Raw genomic sequence first — 15,528 nt, 5'->3', positions numbered from 1 at the left:
GGCAGCTGGGGGCGGGTGGGGTCGTCGGTCGGATCCGGACGCGCGCGGTGTGCTCAGTACGCGGCGTCCACCTCGTACACGGCGAACGGGGCGGCGGTGCGGGTGTCGCGGAAGGGCCGCAGCGGGGCGGTGTCCTGCCGGTGGTCGGCGCCGGCCTCCCAGGCGAGGAACGCCTCCATCGACTCCCAGCGGCTCATCACCGCGAGCGCGGACGGGTCGGCGGGGCTGCGCAGCAGCTCGTTGCCGAGCATGCCGGGCACCTTCGCCAGGCGCTCGCTCACCTGGTGGTAGGCCTCCCGGACCGCGGCGAGCTGCTCCTCGCCGTACGCGGCCTGGTAGACCACGACCCGGACCTCACCGGGCATCGGCGGCCGCCCTTCCCTTGATGCCGTGCATCACCCGCATGACGTGGAAGGAGCCGCCCTTGCGGTACGGGTGGAGGGTGGCCCGGTGTTCCAGGTGGGCCGGGCTGTTCTCGAACTCGCGGAAGCGCGGCTCGTCGACCCAGTCGCTGACGATGACGTACGTGCTGCCGGGCCCGGGTCCCTCCTCGCGGGCCAGCGACTGGCCCAGGTTGGCCGGGTGGCCGGTGACCGCCTCGGTGCCCTCGAGCCAGGCCTTCTCGAAGTCGGCCTCCTTGCCCGGCTCGATCTCCATGCGCAGCATCACCCGGAAGGTCATCAGGAGATCCCTCCGTCCACACCGATGGTGTTGCCGGTGACGTACCGGGACAGGTCGCTGGCCAGCCACAGCACGGCGCCGGACACCTCGTCGGGCGTGCCGAGCCGGCCGAGGGCGGTCTTGGCGCCGTAGCGCTCGGTCATCAGCTTCTTCTGGTCCGCGGGCAGCGCGTGGAAGTTCTCGGTCTCGATGACGCCGAGCGCGAGGATGTTGAAGCGGATGCCCTGCGGGCCGAACTCCTTGGCCAGCGAGCGGTTCAGGCCGGCCAGGGCCGCCTTGGTGGCGGTGTAGTGGGCGCGCAGCGGTATGCCGGCCTCGACGGCGCGGGAGCCGACCGTCACCACGGAGGAGCCGGCGCCGAGCAGCGGGACCGCGTGCTGGATGACGAGGTGGGCGCCGGTGACGTTGGTGGCGAAGATGCGCTGCCACTCCTCGAGCGACAGCTGGGTGTACGGGACGTGGCTGATCGCGCCGGCGTTGTTGACGAGCAGGTCGAGGCGGTCGCCGTGGCGTTCGCGGACCTCGCCGAGCAGGCCGGCGATCTCCTCGGGCCGGGACAGGTCGGCGCGCAGCACGTGGTGCTTGCCGCCGGTCTCCTTCAGTTCCCGCTCCAGGGAGGTGACGTACTCGCTCTCGCGCTGGTAGCAGGTGACGACGTCGACGCCGGCGCGGGCGAGCGCCAGGACGATGCCCCGGCCGACACCACGGGTGCCGCCGGTGACCAGGGCTTTCTTGCCCTTGAGGCCGAGATCCATGGGTGTACCTCCGTAAGCGGTAAGAGGGTCAGAGCAGGAAGCCGAGCGCCGCGCAGTTGGCGACGAGCGCCGCGATGGTGAGCAGGCTGCGGCGGCGGTTCCAGGCGCCCCAGGAGTCGCGGGTGTGCTGGAAGTCCGCCGGCAGGTCGTCCGGGTCGACGGTCCGCATCCATCGGTTGACCGGCGCGTTCTTGGTGAGCGAGATCAGCGCGGTGGCCGCGGCGAGCACGCCCGCGACGGCGAACAGCGTCCGTTCCGGCGCGGCGCCGCCGCCGACGCCCAGCGCGAGCAGCGCGTCCAGGACGACGGTGCCGAGCAGGCAGACCGGCATCGCCGGGTCGTAGCGCTGACCGAAGAACGCGTGGGCGTGCACGTAGCGGTCGGTGGGCAGCGAGGCGAGGTACGGGAAGCCGCCGAGCTGGGTGCCGAACAGGACGCCGGCGGCCAGGCCGTTGAACAGCAGCAGCAGAGGGGCGAGGACGTTCAGCACGGGTGCTCCTAGCGGGAGAGGGCGCGTGCCGCGGCCTCGACCCGCTCCTTGATGAGCTGCATCTGCACCTTGGTGTTGACGTTGAGGTGCTCGGTCATGGCCTCGTCGGTCGCCGGGGCCTGGGGCTTCATGTGGAAGTCCTGGACCCAGCGCATGCGCACGCCGCCGCCGGGCTCCTCGGTGTACTCCCAGTAGATGTTCATGTACTCGAAGGGGCCGGTCTCCACCCGCTCGGCGCGCACGGTGCGGGCGGTCGGGTCGCCGGTGCGCCTCGAGACCCAGCTCCAGACGTTGCCGTCCTCGTCCGGGTGCATGGTGAGGCGGAAGACGATCGTGTCGCCGTCGCGTTCGAGGACCTCGGCGGAGGCGTACTCGCTGAAGAGGTTCGGCCAGTTCGGGACGTCGTTGGTGATGTCCCACACCACGTCGATCGGGGCGTCGATGACGATGTGGTTGTCGGTGTGTCCAGCCATGGGAACTCCGTGGGTCGTCAGTCGTCGGTCGTGAGTCACAGGTCGTCGGAGCGTCGGTCGGTCCCGGTCGCCGGTGGTCGGTCCTCGGACCGTCCTGCGCCGCGGTTCAGCGGCCGAGCACCAGGGCCGAGGTGAAGCCGCCGTGGCCGCGCGCCAGGACCAGCGCGTGGCGCAGCGGCAGTTCCCGCGGGGCGCCGGTGACCAGGTCGATGTCGAGGCCGGGTGCCAGGTCGTGGACGTGCGCGGTGTGCGGGACGACGCCTTCGCGCAGCGCGAGCAGCGCGGTGGCCACGTCGAGCGGTGCCCCGCCGCCGTACAGCCGGCCGGTGAGCGTCTTGGGCGCGGTGACCGGGACGCCGTGCGGGCCGAAGACGGCGCTGATGACCGCCGCCTCGTCACGGTCGTCGTCGGGGACGCCGGAGGCGTCGGCGAAGACGACGTCGATGTCGGCGGGCGTGAGCCCGGCGTCGGCGAGGGCCTGTTCGACGGTACGGCGCAGGGCGCGCGGCCGTCCGGACCCGGGGGCCGGGTCGAAGCCGGCCGCGTGGCCGAGGACCCGTCCGTAGCCGTCGCCCGCGCCGCGTCCGGCGGCCGACTCGGCGCTCTCCAGGACGAGGATCGCCCCGCCCTCGCCGGGCAGGTGGCCGCTGGCCTCCGTGGTGAAGGGCAGATAGGCGCGCTCCGGGTCCGGGACGGTGGAGAGCCGGCCGGTGGTGAGCTGGGCCGTCAGGCCGTACGGGCAGAGGGAGGCGTCCGTGCCGCCGGTGACGACCAGCCGGGAGCCGCCGCGCAGCAGCCGCCTGGCCTGCGCGATGCCGTCGAGGCCGCCGGCCTGCTCGCAGGCGAGGACACCGCACGGGCCGCGCATCTTGTGCCGGATGGAGAGCTGTCCGGTGGTGGCGGCGTAGAACCAGGCGATCGACTGGTAGGCGCCGACCCAGCCGGGGTCGTGCTGGTAGAGGGCGGTCATCTCCTTCTGGCCGAACTCGGTGCCGCCGGACGACGACGAGGTGACGACGGCCATCTCGTACTCGCCGATGGCGTCGAGGTCGGCGCCGGAGTCGGCGAGGGCGGCCTCGCCGGCGGCCAGGGCGAGGTGCGTCCAGTGGTCGGTCTGGGAGATCAGCCGGCCCGGCACGCGCTCGGCCGCGTCGAAGCCGGGCACCTGCCCGGCGTGGCGCACCGGGTAGGGCGTGGGGTCGAAGCGGCCGATGCGGCCGATGCCGGACTTGCCGGCCAGGACCGAGGCCCAGTGGGCCTCGACGCCGATGCCGGTGGGCGCGAAGATGCCGAGGCCGGTCACGACGGGGGCGCCGGCGCCCTGTCCCGTGGTGGGCTTGGCGGCGGTCATGTGGGTCACTCCCCTTTCAGGCGGCGGCCGGGGCCGTGCCGGGCCGGGTGAGGACCATGGCGCTCTGGAAGCCGCCGAAGCCGCTGCCGACGGTGAGCACCGTGTCCATGGCGTGCTCCCGGGCGGTGACGGGCACGTAGTCCAGGTCGCAGAGCGGGTCCTTGGTCCTGAGGTTGGCCGTCGGCGGCACGACCTGGCGGTCGAGGGCGAGGGCGCAGGCGGCCACCTCGATGGAGCCGATCGCGCCCAGCGAGTGCCCGACCATCGACTTGATGGAGCTGACCGGGATGTCGTAGGCGTGCTGCCCCAGGCTGCGCTTGAACGCGGCCGTCTCGTGGCGGTCGTTCTGCTTGGTGCCGGAGCCGTGCGCGTTGATGTAGTCGACGGCGGTGGGGTCCAGCCTGGCCCGGTCGAGGGCGACGGTGACGGCCTCGGCGAGTTCCCGGCCGTCGGGCTTGAGACCGGTCATGTGGTAGGCGTTGCTGCGGCTGGCGAAGCCGGCGACCTCGGCGTAGATGCGGGCGCCCCGCGCGAGGGCCGCCTCCCGCTCCTCGATGACCATGACGGCGGCGCCCTCGCCGAGCACGAAGCCGTCGCGCTCGCCGTCGAAGGGCCGCGAGGCGTGCTCCGGGTCGGCGTTGTTCGGCGTGGTCGCCTTGATGGCGTCGAAGCAGGCGGAGGTGATCGGCGAGATGGGTGCGTCGGTCGCGCCGGCGATGACCACGTCGGCCGAGCCCTCCTCGATGAGCTGGACGCCGTGCCCGACGGAGTCCAGGCCCGAGGTGCAGCCGGTGGAGATCAGCGCGACCGGGCCCTCGGCGCCGGTCTCCCAGGCGACCTCGACCGCGAGGGTGGAGGGCACCATGTAGCCGTACAAGTGCGGCACGCCGTACTCGTGGTCGACGAGCCACTTCCGGCCGCTGTCGGAGAGGGTGACGTACTCCTCCTCCAGGCCCATGGTGCAGCCGACGGCGCTGCCCAGCGAGACCGCGATCCGTCCGGGGTCGAGGGACGGCAGCTCGATGCCGCTGTCCGTGACGGCCTCGCGGGCGGAGACGACGGCGAACTGGGCGGCCCGGTCCATGCGCCGGATCTGCCGGGCGGTGAGGCCGGCGGCGGCCGGGTCGAAGTCGACCTCGGCCGCGACCTGCGAGCGGAAGGGTGCCGGGTCGAACAGGGAGATCCGCCGGGTGGCCGTACGGCCCTCGGACAGCGTCCGCCAGAAGGCCTCACGGCCCACCCCGCCCGGCACGACCGCGCCGATGCCGGTGATGACGGCACGTCGGGTCACCGGGCACCGCCCACGTCCGGGTTGGCCTGCTCGGGGCGCTGCGCCGGTTCGGTGTCCACGTGGCCGAGCTCGGGGCGCGGCGCGAGCGGCGACAGGTGGAAGGCGCAACGGGCGGTGGTGTCACCGGTGTTGACGAGGCGGTGGCGTACGCCGATCGGCACGAGGAGGGAGTCGCCGGGGCCGAGCGGCACGACGTTGCGGCCGTCGAGGGTCATCTCCAGGGTGCCGTCGACGACGTGCAGGAACTCCTCGGAGTACGGGTGGTAGTGCTCGGTCACCCAGTCGCCGGGCTCCAGGGTCATGACGCCGCCGAAGCCGGAGGTGCAGCCGACCGTCTTGGGGCTGAGGGTGGTGCGTATGTCGCCGCCGCGCTTGGTGTTGGCCTCGACCTCGTCGGCGGCCACCTTCACGGTGCGGGTGATGGCGGTGGTCACTGGATCCGCCCTCCGTCCTTGGTCCAGATGTAGAAGGGCTCGGCCATCGCGTCCTTGGGCTCCTGCCAGTTCGGGTCGTAGGGCTCCACGCACTGGGCGAGCTTGGTGTTGATGTCGTCGTAGAGCGGGTGGCTGCGGGCCCGGTAGAGGTTCGGGCCGATGTCGCCGTCGGCCTCCACCAGGTGGAAGTACAGGCCGTGGAACCTGAACAGGGTGCGGCGGCTCACGCCGATCATGTGCGGCAGGTCGGTGGCGTCGGACTCCTCGAAGATCTTCGCGATGTCGTCCGTCTTGTCCGGCCGCAGCTTGGCCACGATCAGAGTGCGGTGCACGGGTCCCTCCCGATGGTCGGTGGTCACGGGAGAACGTCGCACCGCGGTCTGGAGAGCCGCTCGAAGTCCTCTCCAGCGCCGGCGGCGGTCCGGCGAGGGGACTTCGAGCGCGGCCCGAGGCGGTGCCGCTGTGCTGGCCGCCGGACCGACCGTCCCACCGACAGGCGAGGGAAAGGGCAACGGGCATGCCGTTCGCAGCGATCACGTACGACATCAAGCCGGGCTTCGAGAAGGAACTGGCGGCGATCTTCGGCGACTTCAAGCGGGTGCGCAGCAGCCGGGTCGAGGACGCCTCGGGCGAGCAGGCTGGCACGATCCTGGCCACCGCGGTCTTCCTGCGCGACGACACCCTGGTCCGGGTGATCGAGTACACCGGCGACCTGGAGGCCGTCGCCCGGCACATGGCGTCGCAGCCGGGTGTGCGCGAGGTCGAGCGGAAGCTGAAGCCGTATCTGAGCAGGCCGCGCGACACGGACACGGTGGAGGGCTTCGTGGCGACGTTCAAGCGCAGTCTGCTGAACACGGTCGCCCAGATCTCCGTACGGGACCTGCCGGCGCCGGCGTAGGGCGTATGGCACCGGCCGGCACCGGAGAACGCACCAGGCCGCACTCCCGGAGGTTCCGGGGGTGCGGCCTGGTGTGTGGGGAGCGCGGGCGGTGGTCAGAGCACGGTCAGGGCCGCCGCGTTGACCGCCAGGGCCACCACGGCCAGGACGGTGCGCAGATAGTGGTAGCGGCGCCACAGAGGACGCGGATCCTCCCAGTCCGGCGGGATGACCGCCGGGTCGGTGATCGCCTTGACGCGGCGGTTGATGGGGACGTTGCACAGGTGGGACACCCCGGACACGCCCAGCAGCAGCACCGCGCCGACCGCGAACAGCGCACGGGCGGCGTCCTCGGCCGCCACCGCGAGCACACCGTCGGCCAGGGTGCTGCTCAGCACGATGACCGGCATCGTGGGGTCCCAGTTCCGGCCCAGCAGCTGGTGCGCGTGGACGTAGGTGCCGGTCTCCATCGCGAACAGCGCGGGCAGCACGCTCAGCGCGACGGCGAACAGCACTCCGGCGGTGACACCGCTGCCGAGCACGGCCGCGACGGCCAGCACCTCGGTCATGACGCCGGGGCGCCCGCGGGGTGGGTGTCCACGGTCAGCTGGGCCACGGTGCGCATGGTGGCGTCGCGGAAGTACGCGGCGAACGCCTGCGGCGAGCTGGTGTCCCGCGGTTCGGCGAGGTAGGGCGCCAGCTCGGCCTCCGCGGTGTGGACGCCCTGCTGCGCGGCCATGTGCCGGCCGATGGCCGAGAAGTCGCCCTCGTAGTGGATGACCCGGACGACGATGTCGTCCTTCACGAACACGGCGGTGCCGAGCAGCCGGCCGGCCTGCTCGCCGCCGTCGCCGGTGAACTCGGGGCGGTCGACCCGCTGGAACTTGGCGAAGATCTCGGCGATCTCCTCCTCGTGGCCGGGTTTGACCCGGTAGGTGATGGCTGCGTAGGGCATCGGTCTTCTCCGTCGGTGTCGTACGGACAGGTGTACGGGGCCGGTGCGGCCGTGGTCAGCGGACGGCCCCGGCCCGCGGCGCCGTACCGATCAGGGCCAGCAGCATGCGCGGGGTCTCGGCCTCCATGACGGCGTCGTCGTCGAGGACGATCCCGTACTTGCGGTTGATCACGCTGGTGGCCTGGAGCAGTGCCAGGGAGTCGTAGCCGAACTCCAGGAACGGGGTGTCCAGGGCCTCCTCGCCCTCCAGCGCCATGCCCTCCTCGGGAGCGCCGACGCATTCGAGCAGGAGCGCTCCGAGCTCGGACAGGTTCATGTCAGTCACGATGCTTCCTCTCTGGGGAGACTTCGGGAGTCCTTGACGAGTCAGGTGGCTCTTGCCAGCTGCGGGCCCGGCGCGGCCGAGGGATCCAGCTCGAGCTGCGGCGAGGAGTCGAGCACCGCCCGGTGCAGATGCTCGACGCTGGGCGACGGGTCGAGCCCGAGGCTCTGGTTCAGACAGCGGCGCAGCTGCCGGTACACGGCCAGCGCGTCACTGCGGCGCCCGACCCGGTACAGCGCGAGCATCAGCTGCTCGTGCACCGCCTCGTGCAACGGATGGCGGGCGGCGAGCCCGGACAGCTCACCGACCAGCTCATGATGGCGGCCCAGCCTCAGGTCTGCCTCGATCCGGCGCTGAAGCACGCTCATCCGCGACTCGTCCAGCCGGGTGGCCTCCACCTCGAGCAGCGGCCCGCACTGGACGTCGGCGAGCGCGCGGCCGTGCCACAGGGCCAGGGCGCCGCTCAGGTACGTGGCGGCCGCCGGCCAGTCGCCCTGGCTCAGGGCCCGGTGCCCGGCCGCGGACAGCGCGTCGAACTCGTGGGCGTCGAGCAGCCCGCCGTGGATGTCGAGCCGGTAGCCGCCGGGCTCGGTGACGAGGACGCTCTTGGCGCCGTTCGGCAGGCCCTCGCCCTCGGTGCCGTCGGCGAGCGCGGCGGCGATGGCGTTGCGTATCTGCAGGATGTAGGTCTGCAGGGTGGTCTGGACGCTGCGGGGTGGATGCTCGCCCCACACCTCCTCCACCAGCGAGGCCACCGAGACGGCCTCGCCGGCCTGCAGGGCGAGCAGCGCGAAGACCTTGCGCGGTTTGACGGCGGTGAGGTGCACGGGCACTCCGGACAGGGTGGCCCGGAACGGGCCGAGCACGCTGATGTCCATGCGCGGATCTCCTTCGGGTTACGTGGATCAGCCGGCCTGGTAGGGCGTCGCGTCGGGCCGCGCCGCCTCAGGTCCTGTCGCCGCGGACCGCAGCGCCTCCCCCACCTCGCGGGGCACGTCCCTGCCCCGTACGAAGAAGTGGGTGCCGCGGACGGTCCGGAGCCGGAAACGGGTCGTCGTGCAGTGCTTCCACGCGTGCACCTCGGCCGCGGAGACCAGGGGATCGACCTCGCCCGCGAAGGCTTCGAGAGGGCACGGCAGCGCGGTCACGGGTGCGGACCGCAGGTTCTGCGCGAGAAGCAGGTCGGAGCGCAGGGTGGCGAGGGTGCCGGCCAGCCAGCCGATCCGGTTGCGCAGCGGGGCGGGGATGCTCTGCTGGTCGCCCAGGGACAGGATCAGCTGCTCGTCGGGGAGTTCGGGGCTGAGCAGGGTCTCGATCAGCGGCGCCGGGAGCTGGGGCGCCGAGCAGGCACCGACCGCGAGCAGCTCCGGCGGGCGCTGCCCGGAACGTATCCGGTGCTCCGCGAAGCGGTAGGCGACCAGGGCGCCCAGGCTGTGCCCGTAGAAGGCGTACGGCTCCTCGAGCAGCTCGCCCAGGTCCTCCTGGAGCTCCCGCATCAGCAGGTCGCCGTCGGTGATCCGTTCCTCGCGTCGCCGGGTCTCCCGGCCCGGCAGCCGCACCGGCAGCACGGACACGCCCGTGCCGATGCGGCGCTGCCAGCCGGCGAAGGTCATGGCTCCTCCGCCCGCGTGGTGGAAGCAGAACAGCCGGACACCGTCCCTGCCGGACGCCGGCCGGACCGCGAGATAGCGCTGCACCCGATCCCCCTTCGTCTGCCGCACCGTTGCTCCGCACCTTTTCGGTCAGATGCGCGATCCGAGGGTCACCGGAGGGCCTCGTTCATCACTCAACTGGCGCTGGAGCCAGGGTCCGTGAGCCTCAGCTCGCCGAAGTCCGGGTCGTGGACGGCGGCGCTGACCGTGTAGGCGTCCTCGACGAGCCAGCTGTGGAAGGACCACTCGTCCCCGGCGCCGGGTGTGCCGTCGGGGCGCAGCATGCGCACCCGCGCGTCCTCGGGCCCGAAGCCGAACTCGGTGAAGCGGAAGCGCAGTCCCTGGCCGATGGCCTTGCTGTAGGCCTCCTTCAGCGTCCACAGCCGCACCAGCTCGCGGTCGCGCCGCTCGGCCGGCACCCGCTCCAGCGCCTCCAGCTCGTGCGGGGTGCAGGCCATCGCCTCGGTGCCGAGCTCCAGCATCCGCCGGTCGGCGGGCTCGGTGTCCACGCCGATCCGCCCGAACCGGGTGAGGCCCACCACGAGCAGCCCCTCGGTATGGCTGAGCCCGACGTCCAGCTGATCGATCCCGCGCAGATACGGCCGCCCGCCCGGCTTGTACGCCAGCTCGAGCTCCCGCGGCCCGGCCCCGAGCACGGCGCCCGCCGCGGACTTCAGGAACAGCCGCGCGGCGACGAACCGGTCCCGGTTCCGCGAGGCCGGCATGCGCTCCAGGCGTGCGTGGTCCGCCCCGAGGTCCTCGGCGAGCGAGGCCGCGCCGAGGTCCGCCGGCACCCAGTCGTCGACCTCCGCGTACACCACGCAGGCCCCGTCGCCGGCCACCAGCGCGCACACCTCGTCCCAGCCTCCGCCGGGTCCGCCCTGCCGCAACGGCCGCCTCATCTGCCACCTCCTGTTTCGGGCGCCCGACGCGGGGCGCGTCTTCCGCCGTGCCGGGCCGGGGATCTCTAGCGTCCGATCGCCGTCGCGTACAGGTCGTAGCTGCGCGAGTCGTCGAAGCGGTGGAGGAGTTCGGCGAGGAGGCGGTCGGTGGACGGGGCCGGCGGGCGCGGGGAGGTGCGGTCCAGGCGGCCGGCCACGCGGCTGAGGGCGGTGGCCGCCCACGCCGGGTCGGCGAGGAAGCCGGCCGCGGGACGGTGGCGCCACACGCCGAGGCAGGCGGCTCCGGCGACCAGCAGGGCGTAACGGTCGGCCAGGGCGTAGGCGCGGGGACCGACGGCCTCGCCCAGGCCGGCGCAGCCCTCGCGCAGAGCCCGCAGCTGGTCGACGAGCACCGCGGCCGCGGCCCCGAGCGGCCCCTCGGCGTGCCGCGCCGACTCCTCCAGCGAGCCGAGCAGCGAGTCCTCCCCGCCCCGGCACGGCGCAAGCTCCGCGTCGAACGGCCGGAACAGCGGCGCGAGCCCGTCGCGGCCGCCGTCGCCGCCGGCGGCGTCCGCGGCGGCCTCGGCGGCCTCGGCGGCGGCTCCGACCGGCCGCGACAACCGCACCAGCCGGTCCACCAGCACGCCCCGGCTCGCCGACGCGCCCGCGCTGCCGAGTCCCAGCATCGGCAGGTCCCGCGCCGTCTTGTGGAAGATGCCGTAACTGCCGCCGGTCGCGTACGCCTCGGAGCCCAGCACGATCGACAGGTCGTCCATCGTCTCGTTGAGGATCGTCGGCAGCAGGTACTTGGCGACCGCGCCCAGCGTCCGGCTCTCGCCCGGCAGCACGTGCGTCGCCCGGGTCGCCACCAGCGCCAGGCAGTCGCACACCAGCAGGTCGGCGAAGGCGTTCACCAGCGCCGTGCGCGTCCGGGACGAGTGCAGCGACGCCGGGCTGCGCTGCCGGCGCGAGCGGGCGAACGCGGTCGTCGTGCGCAGGGCCGTGTCGGCGCAGCCGAGCGCCATCGACAGGCCGGCGCTGCGGGTCAGCGGAAAGACGAGCTCGGCCAGCCGGGTCCCGTCGCCCGCCGCTCCGAGCAGCCGCCCGGCCTCCAGCCGGTGGCCGTCGAAGGCGAGCCCCTGGACGGCGCAGCCGCGTACGCCGACGGTCGGGCGGCGCGGCAGCAGCCGGACGCTCCCGCCGCCGTCCCGCTCCCGCAGGGGACCGGGCACCAGGAAGGCGCTCAGCCCGTCCGGCGTGTGGGCGAACAGCACCGTCGCGTCGGCGCGGGCCGCGTTGTTGAGGGCCTCCTTGCGGCCGCTGAGGAGATAGCCGGGCCCGTCCGGCACGGCCGTGAGCCGGTTGCGCAGGAAGTCGTTGCCCTGGGGCGGCTCGGGATACGCGCACGCCATCCGCCCGTGCCCGAGCAGCAGCGCCGCCGTGTCCTGCCGCTGGCGCGCGGTGCCGGCCGCCCAGACGACGACCGCGGCGAGGTAGGAGGTGAGGCCGTAGCCGAGGCCGAGTGCCGCGTCGCGGCGGAACACCACGCGCAGCACCCGGGCCAGCGCGTCGAGCCGGTCGAGCCGGCCGCCCAGTTCCCTGGGCACGAACTCGGCGTTCAGTCCGAAGGAGTCGAGCAGCCGCTCGGCGGCCGGCAGCAACAGGCCCCGCCCGTCCGCGGCCAGGAACTGCTGGGCGCCGAGCGGATTGCCCGGGTCGTCGAGATCACCGAAGTCGTGTTCGAGCCGGGCGATGCGCTCCTGGACGGCGACCTCCGAGGAGTCGACCGCGTTCACCGTCGTCGTCATGCCATCCCTCCGTTCTCCACCCGGGGCCCGGGAGCCGTCCTCCCGCCGAGCGGCCGGCTCGGCCCGCCCGGCTCGCCCGGCCCGCTCGGCTCAAGACGCGCTCAAGGTCGTCCGGTCAGAATCCGTTCCGTCGGCTCCGCCGTCGACTCCGCCCGGCACCGGGAGAGGACTCACCGGCCGCGGAGCCGGTACGCCGGCCTGCCGGTACTGCTCCCAGAACGGGTTCTGGTCCACGGGCAGCCACATCGATCCGTAGGCCACCAGACAGGTCCACACCGCCCGGGCCAGACGTCCGAGTACGACTCGGGCGTCGGCACCGTCGGTGGGTGCGGTTGCGGGCATGTCGTGCCGTCCCTTCTGCGTACGGTCGGGACTGACCACGATCGCCGCGGCGGCTCGGCGGATCCTCGAGGAACTCTCGTGTGCGCGCGTCCGTGTGCGTTCTCGAGCGGTACTCGAGCGGGGTGTGATCGGATGCCTTGAAGTGTGCACACCGGGACGAGAAGGGGGGCCGGCGGTGTACCAGCGCGACCGAAACCCAGAGCTGACCGTGATGGGGCGCGTCCTGACCACCGCGCCTCCCGGGGAGTTCGAGCCCGAACTCCTCGCCTACGCCCGCTACCGGGAGTCCCGCCGGGGCTTCGTCTCCCGGGTGACCGCCGCCCTGACCGAGCGGCCGGGCGGCTACGTGTACCTCGACCGGTGGATCGGTCTGGACCGCCTGCTGCGGGCGGCGCATCCGGACCCGGCCGCGCCGGCGGGCCCGCGGCGGCTCGCCGCCGCCCTCCACGCGGAGGCCGAACTGATGGTCACGGTGGGGCAGATGACCGTGCAGGGCGGGCCGGCCGACGCCGCCCGGCTGCTGTTCGTGCGGGCCGTGGTGGCGGGTGACACGGAACGGTTCGAGCTGGACTTCGGCGCGCTGGTCGGCCGGTGCGTGCCCGAGGAGGGCTTCGGCGGCAGCAGTCTGCTGCGCTCGGTCGCCGACCCGTACGCCTACACGGGACTGCTGTGGTGGCGGGACGCGGCGGCCGAGGAACGGGTGCGCGCGAGCGCCGACTGGCGGGAGAGGCGGGCGCGTCTGGCGGACTCGGCCCGCCTCACCGAGGACCCGGCCCGCCCGCTCGACGAGCCCTGACCGCCCCGCGCCCTCCGCGCCCCACCGAAACCGCGCGCCCCGGCCCGTACGCCTGCCCAGACCGCGCCCCCGGCCCGTACGCCTGCCCTGACCGCCCACCCCGGCCCGTACGCCTGCCCTGACCCCGTACCCTTCCTCGCGCCCTGACGGGCACGCGCCCGGCCGCCTCGCGCGCCCGTCCCGGCCGGGCTCCCCGCGTCCCCGTCCCGACCCGTCCCCGAGGGCTTCTCCAGCGGGCGGTCGCAGCATCCGCGGCATGGACGAAGCCACTGAGAAGCCGCCCGCCTTCGTCGTCGTCCGCGGCCGGCCGGACGCCGACGAACTCGCCGCCGTGACGGCGGTCCTGCTGGCCAGACTGCGTGCGCCGGGTGCGGCGGAGGTGCCGGGCGAGGCGGCGGACACGCCGCCGAAGGCCTCCTGGGGCGCCCCGCGCCGGGCCCGGCCGCGCGTCGGCTGGACCGCGTCGGCCTGACCTTCCCGGCCGCTCCCGGGCCCCCGCACGCCTCCCCCGACCCAGCAGCGGTCGAGTCCCCTTCAAGAAGCCGTCCATACCGTGGTGTCGCGGGTGAACAGGCGCCGAGGACTGGGGCGTTCGCGCCCGTACGACACAGGGGGCCGGAATGAGCGACTACCGCACCTTTACCGAACTGATGATCGAAAGAGCCGAGCGGGAGCCCGAGCGCACCGCTCTGCTCCTGCTGCCGGACAGCGACGCACGCGGTCGCCCCGCCTCGGTTACGTACCGCGCGCTCGACGCCCAGGCCCGCCGGCTCGCCGGCCGGCTGTGTGCCGACGGCGCCACCGGGGAACCGGTGCTGCTGCTGCACGCGTCCCGGAGCCAGTTCGCGGTGTCCTTCCTGGCGTGTCTGTACGCCGGTGCGGTCGCCGTCCCGGTCCCGCCGTACGACGGCCGCAGCCACCACGAGGAGCGGGTGGCCGGGATCGTCCGGCAGACCTCGCCGAGGGTCGCGCTCACCTGCGCGGAACTCGCCCCGGACGTCTCCCGGCTGCTCGCCCGGCACGGCCACGGCTCGATCCCGTGCCTCGCCGCCGACGCGGTGTCCGGGCCGTACGGGGCCGCCGCCGAGCCGCTGCCCGAGGTCGGCCCGGACACGGTGGCCTATCTGCAGTTCTCCTCCGGCTCCACCGGCAGCCCGAACGGCGTGGTGGTCACCCACCGCAATCTGCTCGCCAACCAGCGGGCGCTGGCCGGACTGCTCGGCACCGGGCCGGACTCCCGGATCGGCGGCTGGCTGCCGTTCCACCACGACATGGGCCTGGTCGGCCAGCTGCTGCATCCCTTATGGCTGGGCGCCACCTCCGTCCTGATGTCGCCGGAGTCCTTCGTCCGCCGGCCGGTGCGCTGGCTGGAGGCGATCGGGCGGTACGGCATCGACGTGAGCGGCGCGCCCGACTTCGCGTACGACCTGTGCGTGCGGCGGGTCTCCGACGAGGAGCTGGCCGGCCTCGACCTGTCCGGCTGGCGCGTCGCGGTGTCCGGCGGCGAGCCGGTGCGGGCCGAGACGAGGCGGGCGTTCACCGAGCGGTTCGGGCGCGCGGGTCTGCGCCCGGAGGCGATGTACGCCGCGTACGGCCTGGCCGAGGCGACGCTGCTGGTCTCCGGCGGCCGGGCGGTGGACGGCGAGCGCTCGGTCGACGCCGACGCCCTGCAGCAGGGCCGGCTGGACGAGCCGAGGAGCGGGCGGCCCGCGCACACGCTGGTGTCGTGCGGCACGCTCGACGCGGCCGCCGGCCGGGTGCTGATCGTCGAGCCGGACACCCGCGAGGTGCTGCCGGACGGCCGGGTCGGCGAGATATGGGTGAACGGACCGGGTGTCGCTCCGGGCTACTGGCGCGACCGCGCGGCGAGCGCGGAGCGCTTCGGCGCCGTGACGGCCGACGGCACCGGCGGGATGCTGCGCACCGGCGACCTCGGCACGGTTCAGGACGGCCGGCTCTACGTCACCGGCCGGCTGAAGGACGTGATCATGGTCGCGGGCCGCAATCTCTATCCGCAGGACGTGGAGCGCAGTGTGCAGCGCGTCAGCGCGCTGTTCGGCACGGGATCCGCCTTCTCGGTCCCGGGGGAACGCGAACGGGTCGTCGTCGTCCAGGAGTTGCGCACACACCAGCGCTACGCCCTCGATCTGGAGGGGCTGGTGAAGGACGTACGGCGGCGTCTGAGCGAGGAGTTCGAGGTGGCGGTGGCGGGCGTCCTGCTCGTACGCCCCGGCACCGTCCGGCGCACCAGCAGCGGAAAGGTCGAGCGGGTCGCGATGCGCCGGCTGTTCCTGAACGGCGGTCTGCGACCGCTGCACCAGTATCTGGCCGATGACCTGGCCGGGACGGCGGGCCCGCGCCGTTAGCGGCGGGCGACCCGTCCGGCGGACCGCCGGCGGGAGGGAGCACAGACAGGGGGA

Annotated in this window: 20 protein-coding genes; 4 read left to right on the top strand and 16 right to left on the bottom strand. The window is 73.6% G+C overall.

Translation table 11 applies throughout. The annotated features are described in order from the left end of the window. Positions 1-53: 53 nt before the first annotated feature. The 9 genes from ACIGO8_RS25025 to ACIGO8_RS24985 all read right to left on the bottom strand — a co-directional run bounded on the left by ACIGO8_RS25025 (position 54) and on the right by ACIGO8_RS24985 (position 5,807). A complete protein-coding gene (locus ACIGO8_RS25025) occupies positions 54-365 on the bottom strand; it encodes an antibiotic biosynthesis monooxygenase family protein (protein WP_399734747.1) in 312 nt (103 codons plus the stop codon). After that, on the bottom strand, positions 355-681 hold the full coding sequence (locus tag ACIGO8_RS25020) for an antibiotic biosynthesis monooxygenase family protein (RefSeq protein WP_399734744.1): 327 nt from the start codon (positions 679-681) through the stop codon (positions 355-357). The genes ACIGO8_RS25025 and ACIGO8_RS25020 overlap by 11 nt, the downstream gene beginning before the upstream one ends. Next, a complete protein-coding gene (locus tag ACIGO8_RS25015) occupies positions 681-1,436 on the bottom strand; it encodes an SDR family NAD(P)-dependent oxidoreductase (RefSeq protein WP_399734741.1) in 756 nt (251 codons plus the stop codon). The genes ACIGO8_RS25020 and ACIGO8_RS25015 overlap by 1 nt, the downstream gene beginning before the upstream one ends. 28 nt (positions 1,437-1,464) lie before the next feature. After that, positions 1,465-1,926 (bottom strand): anthrone oxygenase family protein, encoded by a 462-nt coding sequence (locus ACIGO8_RS25010; RefSeq protein WP_399734738.1) that lies wholly within the window; start codon positions 1,924-1,926, stop codon positions 1,465-1,467. Between the two features lie 8 nt (positions 1,927-1,934). Continuing rightward, positions 1,935-2,399 carry an SRPBCC family protein gene (locus ACIGO8_RS25005; RefSeq protein ID WP_399734735.1) on the bottom strand — a complete coding sequence of 155 codons (465 nt, stop codon included), beginning with the start codon at positions 2,397-2,399 and terminating at the stop codon, positions 1,935-1,937. 106 nt (positions 2,400-2,505) lie between these two features. After that, complete coding sequence (locus ACIGO8_RS25000; RefSeq protein WP_399734732.1) at positions 2,506-3,750, bottom strand: ketosynthase chain-length factor; 1,245 nt, start codon at positions 3,748-3,750, stop codon at positions 2,506-2,508. Positions 3,751-3,766: 16 nt separating this feature from the next. Continuing rightward, positions 3,767-5,041: a beta-ketoacyl-[acyl-carrier-protein] synthase family protein gene (locus ACIGO8_RS24995; RefSeq protein ID WP_399734729.1), complete on the bottom strand. Its 1,275-nt coding sequence runs from the start codon at positions 5,039-5,041 to the stop codon at positions 3,767-3,769. Then, positions 5,038-5,475 carry a cupin domain-containing protein gene (locus ACIGO8_RS24990; RefSeq protein ID WP_399734728.1) on the bottom strand — a complete coding sequence of 146 codons (438 nt, stop codon included), beginning with the start codon at positions 5,473-5,475 and terminating at the stop codon, positions 5,038-5,040. The genes ACIGO8_RS24995 and ACIGO8_RS24990 overlap by 4 nt, the downstream gene beginning before the upstream one ends. Continuing rightward, positions 5,472-5,807, bottom strand: coding sequence for a TcmI family type II polyketide cyclase (locus ACIGO8_RS24985; protein WP_399734725.1), 336 nt, complete (start codon positions 5,805-5,807; stop codon positions 5,472-5,474). The genes ACIGO8_RS24990 and ACIGO8_RS24985 overlap by 4 nt, the downstream gene beginning before the upstream one ends. 185 nt (positions 5,808-5,992) lie before the next feature. On the opposite strand from ACIGO8_RS24985, the gene ACIGO8_RS24980 reads away from it, so the two are divergent. Continuing rightward, positions 5,993-6,373, top strand: coding sequence for a SchA/CurD-like domain-containing protein (locus ACIGO8_RS24980; protein ID WP_399734722.1), 381 nt, complete (start codon positions 5,993-5,995; stop codon positions 6,371-6,373). Positions 6,374-6,468: 95 nt separating this feature from the next. Here ACIGO8_RS24980 and ACIGO8_RS24975 read toward each other — a convergent pair whose 3' ends face one another. The 7 genes from ACIGO8_RS24975 to ACIGO8_RS24945 all read right to left on the bottom strand — a co-directional run bounded on the left by ACIGO8_RS24975 (position 6,469) and on the right by ACIGO8_RS24945 (position 11,970). Next, a complete protein-coding gene (locus ACIGO8_RS24975; protein WP_399734719.1) occupies positions 6,469-6,921 on the bottom strand; it encodes a DUF1772 domain-containing protein in 453 nt (150 codons plus the stop codon). Further along, positions 6,918-7,307 carry a SchA/CurD-like domain-containing protein gene (locus ACIGO8_RS24970; RefSeq protein WP_399734716.1) on the bottom strand — a complete coding sequence of 130 codons (390 nt, stop codon included), beginning with the start codon at positions 7,305-7,307 and terminating at the stop codon, positions 6,918-6,920. Before ACIGO8_RS24970 ends, ACIGO8_RS24975 begins: the two co-directional genes overlap by 4 nt. Before the next feature lie 55 nt (positions 7,308-7,362). After that, on the bottom strand, positions 7,363-7,623 hold the full coding sequence (locus ACIGO8_RS24965; protein WP_399735069.1) for an acyl carrier protein: 261 nt from the start codon (positions 7,621-7,623) through the stop codon (positions 7,363-7,365). A gap of 50 nt (positions 7,624-7,673) precedes the next feature. Next, complete coding sequence (locus ACIGO8_RS24960) at positions 7,674-8,507, bottom strand: BTAD domain-containing putative transcriptional regulator (RefSeq protein WP_399734713.1); 834 nt, start codon at positions 8,505-8,507, stop codon at positions 7,674-7,676. 27 nt (positions 8,508-8,534) lie between these two features. After that, positions 8,535-9,350, bottom strand: a complete 816-nt coding sequence (locus tag ACIGO8_RS24955; protein WP_399734710.1) for a thioesterase II family protein — start codon at positions 9,348-9,350, stop codon at positions 8,535-8,537. A gap of 65 nt (positions 9,351-9,415) precedes the next feature. Next, positions 9,416-10,183 carry a 4'-phosphopantetheinyl transferase family protein gene (locus ACIGO8_RS24950; RefSeq protein ID WP_399734708.1) on the bottom strand — a complete coding sequence of 256 codons (768 nt, stop codon included), beginning with the start codon at positions 10,181-10,183 and terminating at the stop codon, positions 9,416-9,418. Positions 10,184-10,248: 65 nt separating this feature from the next. Continuing rightward, positions 10,249-11,970 (bottom strand): acyl-CoA dehydrogenase, encoded by a 1,722-nt coding sequence (locus ACIGO8_RS24945; protein ID WP_399734705.1) that lies wholly within the window; start codon positions 11,968-11,970, stop codon positions 10,249-10,251. 517 nt (positions 11,971-12,487) lie between these two features. On the opposite strand from ACIGO8_RS24945, the gene ACIGO8_RS24940 reads away from it, so the two are divergent. From ACIGO8_RS24940 to ACIGO8_RS24930, 3 genes are all read left to right on the top strand, one after another. Next, entirely contained in the window at positions 12,488-13,108 is a 621-nt protein-coding gene (locus tag ACIGO8_RS24940) for an antibiotic biosynthesis monooxygenase (RefSeq protein WP_399734702.1), read from the top strand. 256 nt (positions 13,109-13,364) lie between these two features. Continuing rightward, entirely contained in the window at positions 13,365-13,580 is a 216-nt protein-coding gene (locus tag ACIGO8_RS24935; protein ID WP_399734699.1) for an acyl-CoA carboxylase subunit epsilon, read from the top strand. A gap of 148 nt (positions 13,581-13,728) precedes the next feature. After that, on the top strand, positions 13,729-15,474 hold the full coding sequence (locus ACIGO8_RS24930) for a fatty acyl-AMP ligase (RefSeq protein ID WP_399734696.1): 1,746 nt from the start codon (positions 13,729-13,731) through the stop codon (positions 15,472-15,474). Positions 15,475-15,528 lie beyond the last annotated feature (54 nt).

Source organism: Streptomyces sp. NPDC053493 (assembly GCF_044544825.1).
Classification (GTDB): Bacteria; Actinomycetota; Actinomycetes; order Streptomycetales; family Streptomycetaceae; genus Streptomyces.
This window is presented reverse-complemented; position numbering and strand designations above follow the sequence as displayed.